This is a genomic window from Cecembia calidifontis (assembly GCF_004216715.1).
Lineage (GTDB): Bacteria > Bacteroidota > Bacteroidia > Cytophagales > Cyclobacteriaceae > Cecembia_A > Cecembia_A calidifontis.
Map to the genome: position 1 here is coordinate 2,472,442 of NZ_SGXG01000001.1, position 15,441 is coordinate 2,487,882.

13 protein-coding genes and 1 tRNA gene are annotated in these 15,441 nt (G+C 41.3%); 6 read left to right on the plus strand and 8 right to left on the minus strand.

Annotated features, from left to right (window positions below; genetic code table 11):
• Positions 1–127 precede the first annotated feature (127 nt).
• The 4 genes from lepA to BC751_RS10760 all read left to right on the plus strand — a co-directional run bounded on the left by lepA (position 128) and on the right by BC751_RS10760 (position 4,080).
• Positions 128–1,915 carry a translation elongation factor 4 gene (lepA, locus tag BC751_RS10745; RefSeq protein ID WP_278043586.1) on the plus strand — a complete coding sequence of 596 codons (1,788 nt, stop codon included), beginning with the start codon at positions 128–130 and terminating at the stop codon, positions 1,913–1,915.
• Between the two features lie 180 nt (positions 1,916–2,095).
• Positions 2,096–2,980, plus strand: a complete 885-nt coding sequence (locus tag BC751_RS10750) for a bifunctional 5,10-methylenetetrahydrofolate dehydrogenase/5,10-methenyltetrahydrofolate cyclohydrolase (RefSeq protein WP_130275531.1) — start codon at positions 2,096–2,098, stop codon at positions 2,978–2,980.
• Positions 2,981–3,051: 71 nt separating this feature from the next.
• Positions 3,052–3,135: transfer RNA gene (locus BC751_RS10755), tRNA-Leu, on the plus strand.
• Positions 3,136–3,543: 408 nt separating this feature from the next.
• Complete coding sequence (locus BC751_RS10760) at positions 3,544–4,080, plus strand: DsrE family protein (RefSeq protein WP_130275532.1); 537 nt, start codon at positions 3,544–3,546, stop codon at positions 4,078–4,080.
• Here the strand turns inward: BC751_RS10760 and BC751_RS10765 are convergent.
• The 4 genes from BC751_RS10765 to BC751_RS10780 all read right to left on the minus strand — a co-directional run bounded on the left by BC751_RS10765 (position 4,077) and on the right by BC751_RS10780 (position 9,549).
• A complete protein-coding gene (locus BC751_RS10765) occupies positions 4,077–4,676 on the minus strand; it encodes a ribonuclease HII (protein ID WP_130275533.1) in 600 nt (199 codons plus the stop codon). The genes BC751_RS10760 and BC751_RS10765 overlap by 4 nt on opposite strands.
• Positions 4,651–7,323: an MGH1-like glycoside hydrolase domain-containing protein gene (locus tag BC751_RS10770; RefSeq protein ID WP_130275534.1), complete on the minus strand. Its 2,673-nt coding sequence runs from the start codon at positions 7,321–7,323 to the stop codon at positions 4,651–4,653. The genes BC751_RS10765 and BC751_RS10770 overlap by 26 nt, the downstream gene beginning before the upstream one ends.
• A 225-nt stretch (positions 7,324–7,548) precedes the next feature.
• Complete coding sequence (locus BC751_RS10775; RefSeq protein WP_130275535.1) at positions 7,549–8,688, minus strand: glycosyltransferase family protein; 1,140 nt, start codon at positions 8,686–8,688, stop codon at positions 7,549–7,551.
• Positions 8,689–9,549 carry a UDP-2,3-diacylglucosamine diphosphatase gene (locus tag BC751_RS10780; protein ID WP_130275536.1) on the minus strand — a complete coding sequence of 287 codons (861 nt, stop codon included), beginning with the start codon at positions 9,547–9,549 and terminating at the stop codon, positions 8,689–8,691.
• A gap of 269 nt (positions 9,550–9,818) precedes the next feature.
• Here BC751_RS10780 and BC751_RS10785 point away from each other — a divergent pair, with 269 nt between their 5' ends.
• Positions 9,819–10,286 carry a hypothetical protein gene (locus BC751_RS10785; RefSeq protein WP_130275537.1) on the plus strand — a complete coding sequence of 156 codons (468 nt, stop codon included), beginning with the start codon at positions 9,819–9,821 and terminating at the stop codon, positions 10,284–10,286.
• Positions 10,287–10,338: 52 nt separating this feature from the next.
• Here the strand turns inward: BC751_RS10785 and BC751_RS10790 are convergent, their stop codons facing one another.
• Together BC751_RS10790 and BC751_RS10795 are read right to left on the minus strand one after the other, a co-directional pair.
• On the minus strand, positions 10,339–11,682 hold the full coding sequence (locus tag BC751_RS10790) for a sensor histidine kinase (protein ID WP_130275538.1): 1,344 nt from the start codon (positions 11,680–11,682) through the stop codon (positions 10,339–10,341).
• A complete protein-coding gene (locus BC751_RS10795; RefSeq protein WP_130275539.1) occupies positions 11,672–13,054 on the minus strand; it encodes a sigma-54-dependent transcriptional regulator in 1,383 nt (460 codons plus the stop codon). Before BC751_RS10795 ends, BC751_RS10790 begins: the two co-directional genes overlap by 11 nt.
• 211 nt (positions 13,055–13,265) lie before the next feature.
• Here BC751_RS10795 and BC751_RS10800 point away from each other — a divergent pair, with 211 nt between their 5' ends.
• Positions 13,266–13,694 (plus strand): FKBP-type peptidyl-prolyl cis-trans isomerase, encoded by a 429-nt coding sequence (locus BC751_RS10800; RefSeq protein ID WP_130275540.1) that lies wholly within the window; start codon positions 13,266–13,268, stop codon positions 13,692–13,694.
• Between the two features lie 56 nt (positions 13,695–13,750).
• Here the strand turns inward: BC751_RS10800 and BC751_RS10805 are convergent, their stop codons facing one another.
• Positions 13,751–14,575: a hypothetical protein gene (locus BC751_RS10805; RefSeq protein WP_130275541.1), complete on the minus strand. Its 825-nt coding sequence runs from the start codon at positions 14,573–14,575 to the stop codon at positions 13,751–13,753.
• Positions 14,572–15,333: a UDP-2,3-diacylglucosamine diphosphatase gene (locus BC751_RS10810; RefSeq protein ID WP_130275542.1), complete on the minus strand. Its 762-nt coding sequence runs from the start codon at positions 15,331–15,333 to the stop codon at positions 14,572–14,574. The genes BC751_RS10805 and BC751_RS10810 overlap by 4 nt, the downstream gene beginning before the upstream one ends.
• Positions 15,334–15,441 lie beyond the last annotated feature (108 nt).

Consider the following 15,441-nt stretch of genomic DNA (forward strand, 5'->3'; position numbering starts at 1 on the left):
TTCAACAGTTCCGTTTATGGGGTATTAGGCATGCCTTCATCAATGTCTCATTAAAATATACGTGATACTGATTGAAGGAATATCAATAATACCCACAATTTTATCTATTTTTGCGGCCAGTATGAATATGCAAAGAATTAGAAACTTCTGTATCATCGCCCATATTGATCATGGGAAGAGTACATTGGCAGACCGCTTGCTGCAGTTTACCAATACGGTAAGTGAGCGCGAGATGCAGGACCAGTTGTTGGACAATATGGATTTGGAGCGTGAAAGAGGGATTACCATCAAGTCCCACGCTATCCAGATGAAATATAATTACAAAGGGGAAGAATATATCCTGAACCTGATTGATACCCCGGGACACGTGGATTTTTCTTATGAGGTTTCCCGTTCTATCGCTGCTTGTGAAGGGGCCCTGTTGATTGTGGATGCTTCCCAAGGAATCGAAGCCCAGACCATATCCAATCTGTATCTTGCCATAGGACATGATCTGGAGATCATTCCGGTATTGAACAAGATCGACTTGCCGGGGGCAGATCCTGAGGTAGTGGCCGATGAAGTGATCGAACTTATCGGTTGTAAAAGAGAAGACATCATACTTGCTTCAGGAAAAGAAGGTATTGGAATTGAAGATATTCTTAATGCAGTGGTGGAAAGAATACCGGCGCCTGAGGGTGACCCGGAAGCTCCCTTACAGGCAATGATTTTTGATTCCGTCTACAATTCTTTCCGTGGGGTTGAAGTTATTTTCAGGATTTTTAACGGCACCATCAATAAAGGAGATAAGATCAAATTCGTCAATACAGGCAGAGAATATGATGCTGATGAGATCGGGATCCTCGGAATCAACCAGATTCCTCAGCAAACCTTATCTGCCGGTAACGTAGGTTACCTGATTTCAGGTATCAAAGTGGCCAAAGAGGTAAAAGTGGGGGATACCATCACCCACGTGAAAAGGCCCTGTGCTGCAGCTGTTAAGGGATTTGAAAACGTAAAACCAATGGTTTTTGCCGGTATTTATCCGGTGGACACCACCGAGTTTGAAGAGCTTAGGGCTTCCATGGAAAAGTTGCAGCTGAATGATGCTTCCCTGGTATGGGAACCTGAAACTTCTGCGGCCTTAGGTTTTGGATTCCGGTGCGGATTCTTGGGCATGCTTCACATGGAGATTATCCAGGAGCGTCTGGAGCGTGAATTTGATATGACGGTAATCACTACCGTTCCATCGGTACAGTTCAGGGCATTGATGAACAACAATGAATATAAGATCATCAATGCGCCTTCTGATATGCCGGATCCCAACAAATTCAAGCATATCGAAGAACCTTTTGTAAAGGCGACTATCATTACTGCTTCCGAATACGTAGGCCCTGTTATCCAGCTTTGCATGGAGAAGCGGGGTCAGATCAAAAACCAGGTTTACTTGACTTCCGATAGGGTGGAGCTTACTTTTGATATGCCACTCGCTGAAATCGTATTTGATTTCTTTGATAAGCTAAAAACCATCTCCAGGGGTTATGCCTCCTTGGATTATGAACTGATAGGATTCAGAGAGTCTAATATGGTGAGGTTGGATGTGATGTTGAATGGAGAGGTGGTAGATGCACTATCTGCTATTGTCCATAGAGACAAGGCATACGAATGGGGCAAGAGACTCTGTGAAAAATTGAAAGAGCTTGTTCCAAGACAGATGTTTGAAATTGCGATCCAGGCTGCCATTGGTACCAAAATCATTGCCCGCGAGACCATCAAAGCCTTGAGGAAAAACGTTTTGGCCAAGTGTTATGGTGGTGATATCTCCCGAAAGCGTAAACTCCTCGAAAAGCAGAAGAAAGGTAAGAAGAGAATGAGGCAGGTAGGAAATGTGGAAGTGCCGCAGGAAGCATTTATGGCGGTGTTGAAGTTGGATTAAGAGGAGAGGCGAGAAGCGAGAAATTAGACTGAATTTCGGATGTCGGAAGGCGGATTTTGGAAACTTCTCGAAATTTGCAATTTCCTGATGCTATATTGCGGATTTTGAATCCGATAGCCTATTAACATGTAACACTTAAAACTTAACAAATTACCAATCTCTATTAACCCTTCTTCCATCATGCCAACAATCATAGACGGTAAAAAGACCTCGGATCAAATCAAGTCAGAAATTGCTGCAAGGGTAGCAGAGATTAAGGCTGAAGGCGGAAAAATACCGCATTTGGCAGCTGTGCTTGTAGGAAACGATGGTGCCAGTCAAACGTATGTGGGGGCTAAGGTGAAGGCTTGTGAACAGGTAGGCTTTGATTCTACATTGGTGAGATTGGAAGAGACGGTGTCTGAAGAGGAATTGTTGAAAGTGGTGGAGGATATCAATCAGAACCCTGCTATTGATGGTTTGATTGTTCAGCTTCCACTTCCCAAACATATTGCTGTCGAAAAAGTAACGGACAAGATTAAACCTGAAAAGGACGTGGATGGCTTCACCCCGGCCAATGTGGGCCGTATGACCTTGGGTTGGCCTGCTTATGTGGCCGCTACTCCTTATGGTATAGTGGAATTGTTGAAACGGTACAACATAGAGACCTCAGGAAAGCATTGTGTGGTTATTGGTAGGAGCCATATTGTTGGCTCTCCGATGAGTATCTTGATGGCAAGGAACGATTATCCGGGTAACTGTACAGTTACCTTGACCCATAGTCGGACCAAAAACCTTCCGGAAATTACCCGAACTGCCGATATCCTGATTGTGGCCATAGGCAAGCCTGAATTTGTCACAGCAGATATGGTCAAGGAAGGTGCTGTGGTAATTGATGTGGGAATCCATAGAATAGATGATCCTGCCAAGAAGTCCGGCTTTAGATTGATCGGTGACGTGAAGTTTGATGAAGTGGCAGCAAAAGCCTCGGCTATTACCCCTGTGCCGGGTGGGGTTGGCCCTATGACTATTGCTTCATTGTTGTACAATACTTTATTGGCGGCGGAAAGAAAGGTGTTCCAATAAAATTTTATTTGAAAGTTGAAGTTTTGACTTGCAACGAACAGTAAAGCTTTCTACTTTTGCAGACCTCAAAAGCGCACGTGGTGAAATTGGTAGACACGCTACTTTGAGGGGGTAGTGCCCGTTCGGGCGTGGAAGTTCGACTCTTCTCGTGCGCACAAAGTCCCGGAATCTCCGGGGCTTTAATTTTTTACAGAATTACAGGGTTTAAAAACTTTGCAACTTATTTTTTTGCACTTTCCGTCATGAAGAACTATAAAGTTTTATATTGCGGGAGAAAGGTGTATTTAATTTTCTTGTTTTGTCTGATTTTTTCTTCTTTACAGATTCCTTATATACACAGACCATCTCAGGTAAAGTTTTGGATATCTATCTAAAATTCTTTTCCTTCTTCAAAATTTTTACATTGGTACGAAAATAAATATGTAATTTTTGGATTGACAATACCTAAAGGAGTCAGAGTCAATCAAGCTGAGTTCATTATCCGTAAAATTGAGGTTTGAGTTTGTGCTTCAGGGGTGATTGTCAGAACCACTGTAATCAATGATATCTAATCAATTTATAACTTGAAGTATTTAGCCCTATTGGTTTTATTGATATTTGGGTATTCTCAAGCTGCATTTGCCCAAGAAGCTCAATTTCCTATTGTTAAAGGTTTTGGTGGAATCTATGCCATCTCCGAAGCCACAGAAATGCCTGACCCAAATGGTGAATTTAAAATAATCATCGATTTGGTTTCCGGAGCAGAAAACCCAAAGCAGGTTAACCGAATGGTGGAAAATATCGCCCGAATGATAAATCTTCACGGTTTGGGGGGAGTACCAAGAGAGAACCTGAAGGTCAAGGTTGCCGTGCACGGAGGAGCTGTTTACAGTATCTTAAATGATGCTTTCTATGAAAAGTTATTTGGGGTCAAGAACCCGAACCTTCCTGTGTATGAAGCTTTGAAGGCTGCGGGCGTTGAATTTTATGTATGCGGCCAGTCACTTATAGCCAGGGATATGAAAACTTCGGATGTGTGGGGAGGAACGGAAATTGCCTTATCTATGCTGACTACATTGACCAAATATGTGCCTCAAGGCTATATGTTGATGCGGTTTTAAAAATCCAATTTTATTTGCTCAGGAAGATGCCTGAAGGATTTTCTATGAATGGGTGTCAAGCCTAATCTGATGATTCCTTCACGATGCGTCTTTGTTGGATATCCTGCATTTTTTTCCCAACCATAGCCAGGGTATTCCAGTGCCATTCTTTCCATCAAACCGTCGCGGTACACTTTTGCCAGGATGGAGGCAGCGGCTATACTGGCAAATTTTGAATCCCCTTTCACGATACAGGAATAAGGAATGGTCAAACGTGTCTTGAACCTGTTGCCATCTATCAGCAAATGATCAGGTCTTTGCCCCAATTTTTCCACAGCGCGGGTCATTGCCAGAAAGGAAGCGTTCAGAATATTGATTCGATCAATTTCCTCTACACTTGCCTCAGCTATGGCCCAAGCAATGGCGGTTGATTTGATTTCCTCCACAAGCGAATTTCTGTTGGATTTGCTGAGTTTTTTTGAATCATTGATAAACTCATTGGCATAATCTCCGGGCAGGATAACCGCCGCAGCTACTACAGGCCCTGAAAGGCAGCCCCTTCCCACCTCATCACATCCGGCCTCTATCCTGTCAGATTCTAAATATGGCCTCAGCATTCTCTTCGTATTCTTTTTTGGGTTTGTAATATTTATGGATCATTTCAGCTACCAATCCCGTCCAACCCGTCTGATGGGAGGCTCCCAATCCTGCCCCATTGTCTCCATGGAAGTACTCATAAAATAAGATGTAGTCCTTGAAGTGTGGGTCTTCCTGCATTTTTTTGTGCTTTCCATATACCGGCCTCTGACCATTTTCGTCTTTCAGGAAGATTTTGATGCACCTTAGGGAGAGTTCTTTAGCGATAAGGTCCATGGTCAGGAAATTGCCGGAACCTGTAGGGTATTCTATGGAAAACTCACCCCCGTAGTAATAATCAAATTTGCGTAAAGATTCTATGATCAAGTGGTTGATGGGGAACCAAATAGGCCCTCGCCAATTGGAATTTCCTCCAAACATCAACGAATCCGATTCTCCGGGAGTATATTTTACTGTCATCACATCTCCGTTGATCCTCAGGCTATAGGGATGTTTTTCATGGTATTTGGAAAGGGACCTGATGCCAAAGTCACTGAGGAATTCCTCAGGGTCCAACATTTTGTTCAGGATACTTTTCATCCTGTGTCCCCTCAGCAGAGAGAACAGTCTTCTTTTTTCAAATCCCGGTTTGATCCAGCTGGATACCAGCGCAGCTAATTTTGGTTTTTCCTTTAAGAAAAACTCCATCCGCTTCTTAAAATCCGGCAGACTATCGAACATATCCACTCTGATGGATTCTACCGCAAATAGCGGTATAATGCCTACAATGGATTTAACTTTCATCACCTGTGGCTCCTTCCCGGGAAGATGAAACAGGTCAAAAAAGAAGTTCTCCTCATCATTCCAAAGGCTGATGCTTTCACCTGAGATATTGTTCATAGCTCCGGCGATGTAAAGGAAATGCTCCAGGAATTTTCCGGCGGTATATTGATAGTTTTTATTGAATTCGCAGAGGTCCAAGGAAATCCTGAGCATGTTCAAAGAGAACATGGCCATCCAGGATGTGGCATCTGCCTGTTCCAGTTTGCCGCTGTAATGATGGGCATGGCTTCTGTCAATCACCGAAATATTATCCAGTCCCAGGAATCCACCCTCGAAGATATTTTTACCATCGCTGTCCTTTTGATTGACCCACCAGGTAAAATTGATCATCAATTTGTGGAAACACCTTTCCAGAAAGGCCTGATCTCCCTTGCCTCCGTTCATTTTTTTGTCTATTTGGTACACACGCAGTACCGCATAGGCGTGTACAGGTGGATTGACATCGCTGAAATTCCACTCATAGGCAGGAATTTGCCCATTGGGATGCATGTACCAGTCATTCAGCAGCAATACCAGTTGATTCTTGGCAAAATCCGGATCTATTCTCGCAATAGGAATACAGTGAAATGCCAGGTCCCAAGCGGCATACCATGGATATTCCCATTTGTCCGGCATGGAAATGATGTCGTAATTGTGGAGATGTCTCCATTGGTGGTTTCTGCCCTTTTTTCTTTCTTTGGGTGGAGAATACCTTCCGGGATCTCCTTCCAGCCATCGTTCCACGTCGTAGTAGTAAAACTGTTTCCCCCACATCATTCCTGCAAAGGCCTGTCTTTGGATGTTTCTCATATCTTCATCCTTGACCCTTTCCTGTATTTCCCCATAAAATTCATCTGCTTCTTTTTTCCTTTGTATCAGGATATCTTCACAAGGAGTCAGGCAATCCCCTATGATCTGATGGGTCATTCTAAATTTCACCACATGGCTCTGTCCTGCCGGAATGGTAATTTTATAGATAGCAGCCATCTTGGTCCCATAATCATCCGGATTCAGGTGATGGGAATATTTATGGACCACATAGTCATTGATGGCGTCTTTGAGGTACTTTTTCTCATTGGGAATATGGTAAAGCTTTTCCCTGTTGGTTTCATTGTCGCAGAACTTGAATTCCGGGTTGCCATCAAATGTGAAAAAATAATTTCCGCTCTTTGGGCTGTAGGCTTTGATGACTTTGTCATCCCATTTGGACAATTTGGGTAAAAAAGGTTCATGGCCTGTAAACCAAACCTTTCTGAACCAGATGGTGGGCATAACCCAGATTTCAGCATCTTCTTTTCCCCTATTGTGAATAGTGGCAAAAGCAGCTATATCTTCAATGTCATTCTTAGCATATTCAATAAAAATGTCAAAATAGGCATCATCATCAAATATCCCTGTGTCCAAAATTTCAAACTCAGGGTCATTTTTGGTCCTCCTCCTATTTTCCTCCAAAAGTTGTTTGTAAGGGAATTCATTTTGGGGGTATTTGTACAGCATTTTCATATAGCTGTGGGTAGGAGTAGAATCGAGGTAGTAATACAATTCCTTTACATCTTCCCCGTGATTGCCCTGAGGACCTGTCAGTCCAAAAAGTCTCTCTTTGATCATGGGATCCTTTCCGTTCCAGAAAGCCCAGGCAATACATAATTTCTGTTTAAAGTCTGATATCCCACCGATTCCTTCCTCTCCCCATCTGTAGGCTTTGCTCCTAGCTTCCTCATGGGTGACATTGTCCCAAGCGGCTCCATTTGGGCTATAATCCTCTCTCACAGTTCCCCACTGTCTTTCAGTCAGGTAAGGCCCCCACTTTTTCCAATGCTTCTTCCATTCCCTGTCTTCCTGAAGCCTTTGTTTTTCTATATTCATGAATCTTCTATCCAAATAAGCAGCCTTGAAATTACCATTTTTTGAATTGTCCAGGTAATGGAATTCTATAAAGGCCCAATTTTTTTTAATTGGAAGTCAAGGCCGGTTAATATAATTGTCCTCCACAGCCTTAATTGCCCGGAAAAAACCCGGTAATTGAGTGAATGGAAACCGAGTACTAAACCAGTTTATTTGGGTATAAGTTTAAATGAAAGTGAAAAAAAATCAAGCTGTTGCCATTTGAAGATCGTCTAACCTGGACATATCCTCGTTGGTATTTAAGGTAGTGGGAGGGGCAATGATTTCCCCAAAAACAATTGGAAAGCTATCAATCCATTCTTTGGCGGAAGCGTTTTTTCTCTCTTTTTGCTTGAGGAAATCATCAAAATACTTGAAATCAAAGCTGGTATGTTGGATACCTGCCCCTGAAAGTTCAGCATCAATCGCATTACAAGCCTGTTCATATTGCCCCTGAACAGGCACTACCATTACCTGTTTTCCAAAATACATGGCTTCACACACCGATTCAAAACCGGCTGTACAGACCAACCCTTTGCAGGCTGCCATTTTTTCCAAAAATAAACGGTCGTTGACTTGATGGAAGGTGATATTGGGCAGGGGTTGAAATTTTTTAGCAGCATCTTTTTGATCCCAAAAAGCCTCAATTTTTAGATCAGGATTATTTTTCCCAAAAGCCATGACTTCTTCACTATAACCTGCATTGACCATATAAGCAAGGTAGAAATCCCCTTCTTGCGAAGGAATTGATTTGACTTCTTTTCTAAGCAATGGAGGAAGGACAAATAGATTTTTATTCTGACTTGGTCCCAATGGGCGAAAGGAAAGTGCCAGTTTTTTATGGGCAAGCAAGCCCGTGACAGCGGTATTGATTTTAAAAAGCCATTTTTGAAGCCTTTGATTGGGGGCAAAGGGGAATTCAGGATGGTAAATCAAGTATTGATGGCCAATGACCCAAAACTCACTTTCCGGTCTATAAATAAAATTATATAGACCACCAAGTATATCATAAAAATTAAGGATTACATCAGGTTTGGCTTCAGTGATGATATCGTGAAGGCTGCCTAAGCTTTTACGAAATGAAGCTATTAGCTTCAAATTATGTGAAATGGTTTTTCTTAAAAGAATTCCCTTTCCCTTTTTGTCAGTAATGAAGTTGGGGCTTTCAAAAGTATGGATGGGACATTTCAAGGAGTTTTTTACAAAATCGGGAATTTCTCTTCTGGAGCTTTTTCCAATGCAGACACTTACCACTTCATGCCCGGAAGATTGAAGCAATTGGAAAAGTGAAATGGCCTGTGTCATATGGCCCCTGCCTTCTCCTTGAACAATGAACAGAAACTTCATTTACAAAAAGAATTTTTTGGGATCCAATGCATCAGGCAGCTTTCCGAAAGCCACAGTTTTATAATCAGTAACCGGGAAGTTGACAATTTTGTCCATTTCCTTATCCTCAGAAGATTTTTTGAATGAAATCTGGTTGTAATAAATCAATTGCCAGTTGCCTTCGTGGTCTTCGGCCAGTGCACTCATGGTTTCTACCCAGTCTCCTGAATTTAAGTAAACAACACCGTCTATTACCCGGTTTTCGGCCTTATGGATGTGTCCACAGATAATTCCGTCACAGCCCTTAGCCTTTGCCATTTTTGCCAGTTCTTCCTCATATTGGTCTATGTAAGATACGGCGGATTTAACTTTGCCTTTGACATATTGGGAAAGGGAGAAATAAGGGAGTCCTTTTTTTCTCCTATGGTAATTGACCTGTCTGTTGAGCCAAAGCAGGAAGGTATAACCAATATCTCCCAGATGGGCAATCCATCGGAAGTTGGTGGTGACACTGTCAAAAATATCCCCATGGGTAATGAAATATTTTTTGCCATGGCTTTCATAAACCATGTCGTTGAGAATAGACAGGTTACCGATTTGTAAGGGAAGGATCTGATCCAAAAAATCATCGTGGTTTCCTCTAAGGTAAAAAACTTTTGTATTTTCCTGTTCGATCATTTTTAGCACCCTGTTGAAAAACCGGGTATGTTTTCTCTTCCAGGATCCTGATTTTTTAAGCTGCCAGCCGTCTATGATATCACCATTAAGGATGAGGTTTTCACAGCTGTACTGCTTGAGGAATCTTGCTACTTCTTTTGCTTTGGCTCCCCGTGTGCCCAGATGGACATCGGAGATTACAATGGTTTTGAAATGGGTTTTCAACACTATCAGTTTTGTATGCAAGTTACAGCCGGTACATCAACTGATGATGAATAGGATATTATGCTTTCAAGAAGTTTTTAAACTCTTAGGTGCTGATTGTGAATTGATTGTTAATGAAGTGTTAAAATTGCGTATTTGCTTATCTTCAGGGTGAAAAAATGGAGTTTCAGGGCCTCCCAAGAGGTTTATTGCAAATGTTTAACTACATTGTCAAAGATGGTCCAAACATTATATTAAAAGTATCGTTTTATTCCAGAGTTGATCAGGTCATGAAAAAAATTTTCTTCTTTGTTCCATTCCTTTTTATTGTATTGGCTTCCTGCAACCAGGATGACAAGGAGCCTGAATTTACTATTAATGGGTATTGGAATTTGTCGCTGATGGTGCCGGCCTGGCAGATACTTGGGATAGAGGAAGAGCAGGTTGATTTCGATGAGAAATACATTTTTAACCATGATGGCACTTTCATCAAGTTTTCTAACAAGCCTAAAGGAATGGGAGAAAAGCTTCAGGTCCCAAGTCAGGCCTTAGGGGTGTATACATTTGATGCTCTTCAGGGACAGGATGATACAATGCTATTTGTGTTGCAGCTTAGCTATGATACCAATGTCAATATGGCGGCTAACTGCGGAGAAGGTCCTAAAGAAACATTATTTGTAACCAAAGATAGAAAGTTGATCAATAACTCTTGGTCGGCTTGTGATGGGCCATCTTATATCTATACCAAGGGTAAATAAAGCTTCCCCCATTCAATCTACTTGATGATCAAAACCTTTTTGCAGGTCATTTTTAGGCATTGAAAATCAGTTTGAAAGTGGTGCCTTCCCCCAATGTTGATTTTACCTGGATATTGCCTTTATGTCTTCTCATGATTTGTTTGGAAAGGCTTAGGCCAATGCCGGATCCGGATTTTTTGGTAGTAAAGAAGGGGATGAAAATTTTTGAAAGCGCTTCTTCTTCAATGCCTTTTCCGCTGTCGCTAACTTCTATGATGATTTTGCCTGATTCATCAATATAGGCACTTAAGGTGATGATGCGCATGACAGCATCCTCCACCGCATGAATGGCATTTTGGATCAGATTGATCAGAACCTGTTCTATCAGGTTTTGATCTCCAAATAGGATGAGCTCATCAGGTTCAATATTGGTTCTAAGGATGATCTGATGGTTATCGAATTGGTGTTGCAGTAAGGTTTCCAGTTGTGCAAACAGTTTTTTTAACTGAATGGTCTGGAATTTTGGAGTAGGAATATGGGCTAAACTTCTAAAGTCACTTACAAAATTGATCATTCCCTCGCTGCGTTTTTCTATGGTTCCCAGGGCCATAAGATAGTCTTCCATGTCTGAATGTGTCACAGCGACATTCATATCCAGTTTTTGTTCAATATCTCCTTTGACAGTGGCGGCCAGGGAAGAAATTGGTGCAATACTGTTCATGATTTCGTGGGTAAGTACCCGGACCAGGTTCTGCCATGCTTCCATTTCCTTCTCTTCCAGCTCGCTTTGAATATTTTGGAGAGAAACCAATTTGAATTTGGTTTCACGCAATATCAACTCTATGACATAGACTGAAAGCTGCATAATGCCATCAGGATGGGCTATTTTAATCAATTCGCTTCCTCCGGTTCTCAGGTGGTGTATGGCATGGTGAAGTTCTTTGTTGATTTTTTCGACTTCATGGATATTGACCAGGTTTTGGATGTTGAGCATTCGTTTTGCCGCTGTGTTGACAATCTGCACTTTCCCTTCCTCATCAAAGGTGATCAATCCTATGCTGAGGTGCTGGAAGACTGAGCGGAAATATTGGTAATTGGCCTCTTTTTCTGCCTGATCTTCCTGCAGTTTGGCTAAGATAGCATTGAACTCAATGTGGAGGTCGTCTGTCTCTGTGCCGTCAAATTTCACGGGGTAGACATTCGTGTAATCGTCCTGTTTGATGTTATCTAAAAATTGCCTGACTTTTTTGAAGGAATTTTCTGAATACCGAAGCAGTAGAATCACCTGTGCCAATACCAGGATGATGAAAAGTGAAATGATGAATACTCCTGATCCATTGATCATGAAATAGGAGAGTAAAAATAGAGAAACTGCCAAAAGAGCAATTCTTCCGAGCAGGCCAACTTTATAATCCATATTTTTCCAATCTTCTGTACAAAGAAGCACGGGTTAATCCCAGCTCTTTTGCGGCTTTAGAAATATTTCCTCCGTTCTTATCAATAACTCTCTGAATGGTAGTTTTTTCGACTTCATCCAGGTTGAAAGTTGCAGGAGTTGCAATTTTTTCATTGGTAGGTTTGGCCGAAAGGAAGAAGAAATCCCTGCTGTCCAAATCTTCCCCGTCAGCCATGATGATGGCCCTTTCTATGGCATGCTGCAATTCCCGGATATTTCCGGGCCAGTTGTACCTTTGGAGCAATTGCATGGCTGAAGGCGTAAAGCCTTTGAATGTTTTACGGTATTTTTGGCTGTATATTTTTAGGAAATGCTCTGCCAATAAGGGAATATCATCCTGTCTTTCTCTCAATGGAGGCAGGAATATTTCAACGGTATTGATCCGATAAAGTAAATCTTGTCTGAAAGTATTGTCCAGTACCATGTCATGGACCGGCATATTAGTGGCACAGATCAGCCGGATATCTACCGGTATAGGTTTGTTGGTGCCGATACGAGTTACTTCTCTTTTTTGGAGAACAGTTAATAATTTGGATTGTAAAGGCATGCTCAAATTACCGATTTCATCCAAGAACAACGTGCCCTTGTCTGCAATCTCAAATCTTCCCGCCCTGTCTTCTTTGGCGTCTGTAAAAGCTCCACGCTTATGCCCGAACAGTTCGCTTTCAAATAGGGTCTCGGTAATGGCCCCCATATCTACACCGACGAAAATTTCATCTTTCCGTAACGACCTGTCATGGATGGCGCGTGCAATCAATTCCTTACCCGTACCATTTTCGCCAAGAATCAGGACATTGGCATCGGTTTGGGCCACTTTGTCAATGATAGAGAAGATGTTCTTCATCGAGGCGCTATAGCCAATGATGTCAGTGTATGGTTTTTTGGCGTCGGATTGTAGCTGTTTCTGCTTTTTGGAAAGCTTGTCTACCTCGTCATAACTTTCTTTCAACCTGCTGGCAGCTGTTAAAGTGGCAAGGAGTTTTTCGTTTTGCCATGGTTTCAGAATAAAATCAGTAGCACCTTCTTTGAGCGCCTTTACTGCCATTTCCACATCCCCAAAAGCAGTGATCAAGATTACAACGGCTTTCGGGTCGATTTCTTTGATTTGTTTCAACCAATGGAAACCTTCTTTTCCGGAAGTGGTATCCTCTGTGAAATTCATGTCCAATAAAATGACATCATAGCTGTTGTTATTGACCAAAAAAGGAATTCTTCTGGGGTCTTTTTCTATGGTCACTTCTTTGGCATATTTTTTCAAAAGCATTTTTGCCGCAAACAACAAGTCCTCGTTGTCATCTATGATCAATATTTTTCCTAATTGTGGATTTTCCATGGTGCCGAATTTTTGTAGGTTGTAAAGACAAAATGATGCCATTTTAAAAACCAGCATTTTTTGCCCCTATTCATCAAATATAAATATTAAAGTGTTCAAAAACGAACATTTGCTTATAAAAAGCGGACAGTTGGTGTGATGAAAGCGGACTGGCTTTTTATTAGGCTTCAAAAGTGTTACCTTTGTAACTTATCAATTCAAAAACATAATTATGGCAGTAGCAAGCAAAGGCAATGCGGTGAAAGTCCACTATACAGGAAGGCTTGAAGATGGGACTGTGTTTGACAGTTCGGCAAATAGAGAACCACTTCAGTTTGTGCTGGGTGATGGCAATATGATCAAAGGATTTGACGCAGCCGTACATGGAATGCAAATTGGGGAGGAAAAAAGTGTAACGATTCCCTGTGCGGAGGCTTATGGCGAAAAAAGGGAAGATATGATGTTGGATATACCTATGGAGCAAGTTCCTCCTCATATTAAACCAGAGGTGGGCATGGAGTTGTCTCTTCAAAACCAGGCTGGACAGCCCGTTCCTGTTAAAGTAACTTACGTAGATGAAGCTAAAATCACATTAGATGCCAATCATCCTTTGGCTGGGAAAGATTTGATTTTTGATATCACTTTGGTTGAAATCTCCTAATAACTGGAAATCCTGAGTTCAACATAGATCCCAGTCAGTGGCTGGGATTTTTATTTTTAAAAATCTTTTAAGGGACTTTTGGACTTGGGGTATATAAAAATATTTCTCCCGTCACTTAAAATCACATTGTATTGATTAATCAAAACTTCCTTTACAGTAATATTTTCCGGCAGTGGAACTGTTTCCATTTTTCCGGTCATGAAGTTTTGCAAATTGATATTTCCATCGCTTACATAAACAAGAAAATTCTTCCAGAAGGAGAATTTCTGTTCAAGCATTACAGGTAGGTGTTTGATCATATTTGCCTGATTGTCAAGGATATAGATTCCTTCATTCCTTATGTTCAAAAATAAAAGGTTCTGATATTCTCTCATGTCCCTGATATCCAATGAGGATTGGTTAAGAATTAAATTCAAAGGTTGCTGCTGCTGTACCTTTCTGATCCTGAAGTCAAATTGCTTGAGAGACAGATCCGCTTCGTCAAAAAACCAAATGATATTATTATTGCCCAAGGTCGCAGATTTCGCTAGCGTGATTTGGTCCAATGGCACGCGGTTTTCTGCTATTGGGTTGATAAACCTATCCAAAATCCTGTATTCTTGAAGGTCTATGGAGAAGGTGAAAATATTTGCTGTTCGGGCGGCCTCTAATGAAATGAGGGCGCCTTGACGGGGTGGGGAAAAATTATTAACTTCTTTTCCTGTCCTATCATATTGGTAAATATTCCCTTCGAGATCAGCTATAAAGATAAAACCCTGATTATCCAAGGAAATCAATCCTAACCTTGGAAAATCAATGTTGCTTTCCAATTCCCAACTTTCCTGTGCAAAGGAGACGTTGAGGAAAAGGAAGGGCAATATGAAAGTCAGGATTCGTTTCATTCTTCGAATTTTTTCACCTCAAATTTTTGGCCATCAAATACACCATAAGTGCAATAGTTGACCCACTCACCCAGATTATAATACCTTGACTTATTCCCCACCGGAAGGTCTAAGGGAAGGTGTCTATGTCCAAACACAAAATAATCGAAATGTTTGCTTTTAATTAGCTGCTTGCAGTAGGCCCATAACCATTCATCATCCCCTTTAAATTCTCCCTCATTTTTTTTCAGGTTGGTGATTCTGCTGTTTTTGGACCATTTATGCGCAAACCTGACGCCTATATCCGGATGGAGCCATTTGAACAGCAATTGGCAAAATGGATTAGTAAATATTTTTTTTAAAACCTTGTAGGTTTCATCTCCTGGCCCTAATCCATCCCCATGACCAATGAGGAATTTTTTTCCTTCTATGGTTATTTCAATTGGGTTATGGTAAACAGGGACTCCGAGTTCCTGAGTAAAATAATCCTTCATCCAAAGGTCATGGTTTCCGGTAAAGAAAAAAACAGGTATGTTTTTATCTCTCAGATCAGCAATTTTGGCAATAAAACGGATGAAGCCCTTTGGTATTACTTTGTCATATTCAAACCAAAAATCAAAAATATCACCTACCAAAAAGATGGCTTCTGCTTCCTTTTCTACGCTGTCCAGCCATTTGATTATTTTTCTTTCTCTTTCCTTACTGCTTATTTCATCGGGAGCGCCCAAATGGAAATCTGATGCAAAAAAAACTTTCTTTTCGTGAAGGGAAATATTCATGATGTCAATATAGGAACCTCAAAGATAAGGATTAGGTCTTAAACAGGAAAAGTATGTTCCTGTCATTGGTTTAAATTGCAAAAGACAAACAGCAGGATAAAAAAAAAA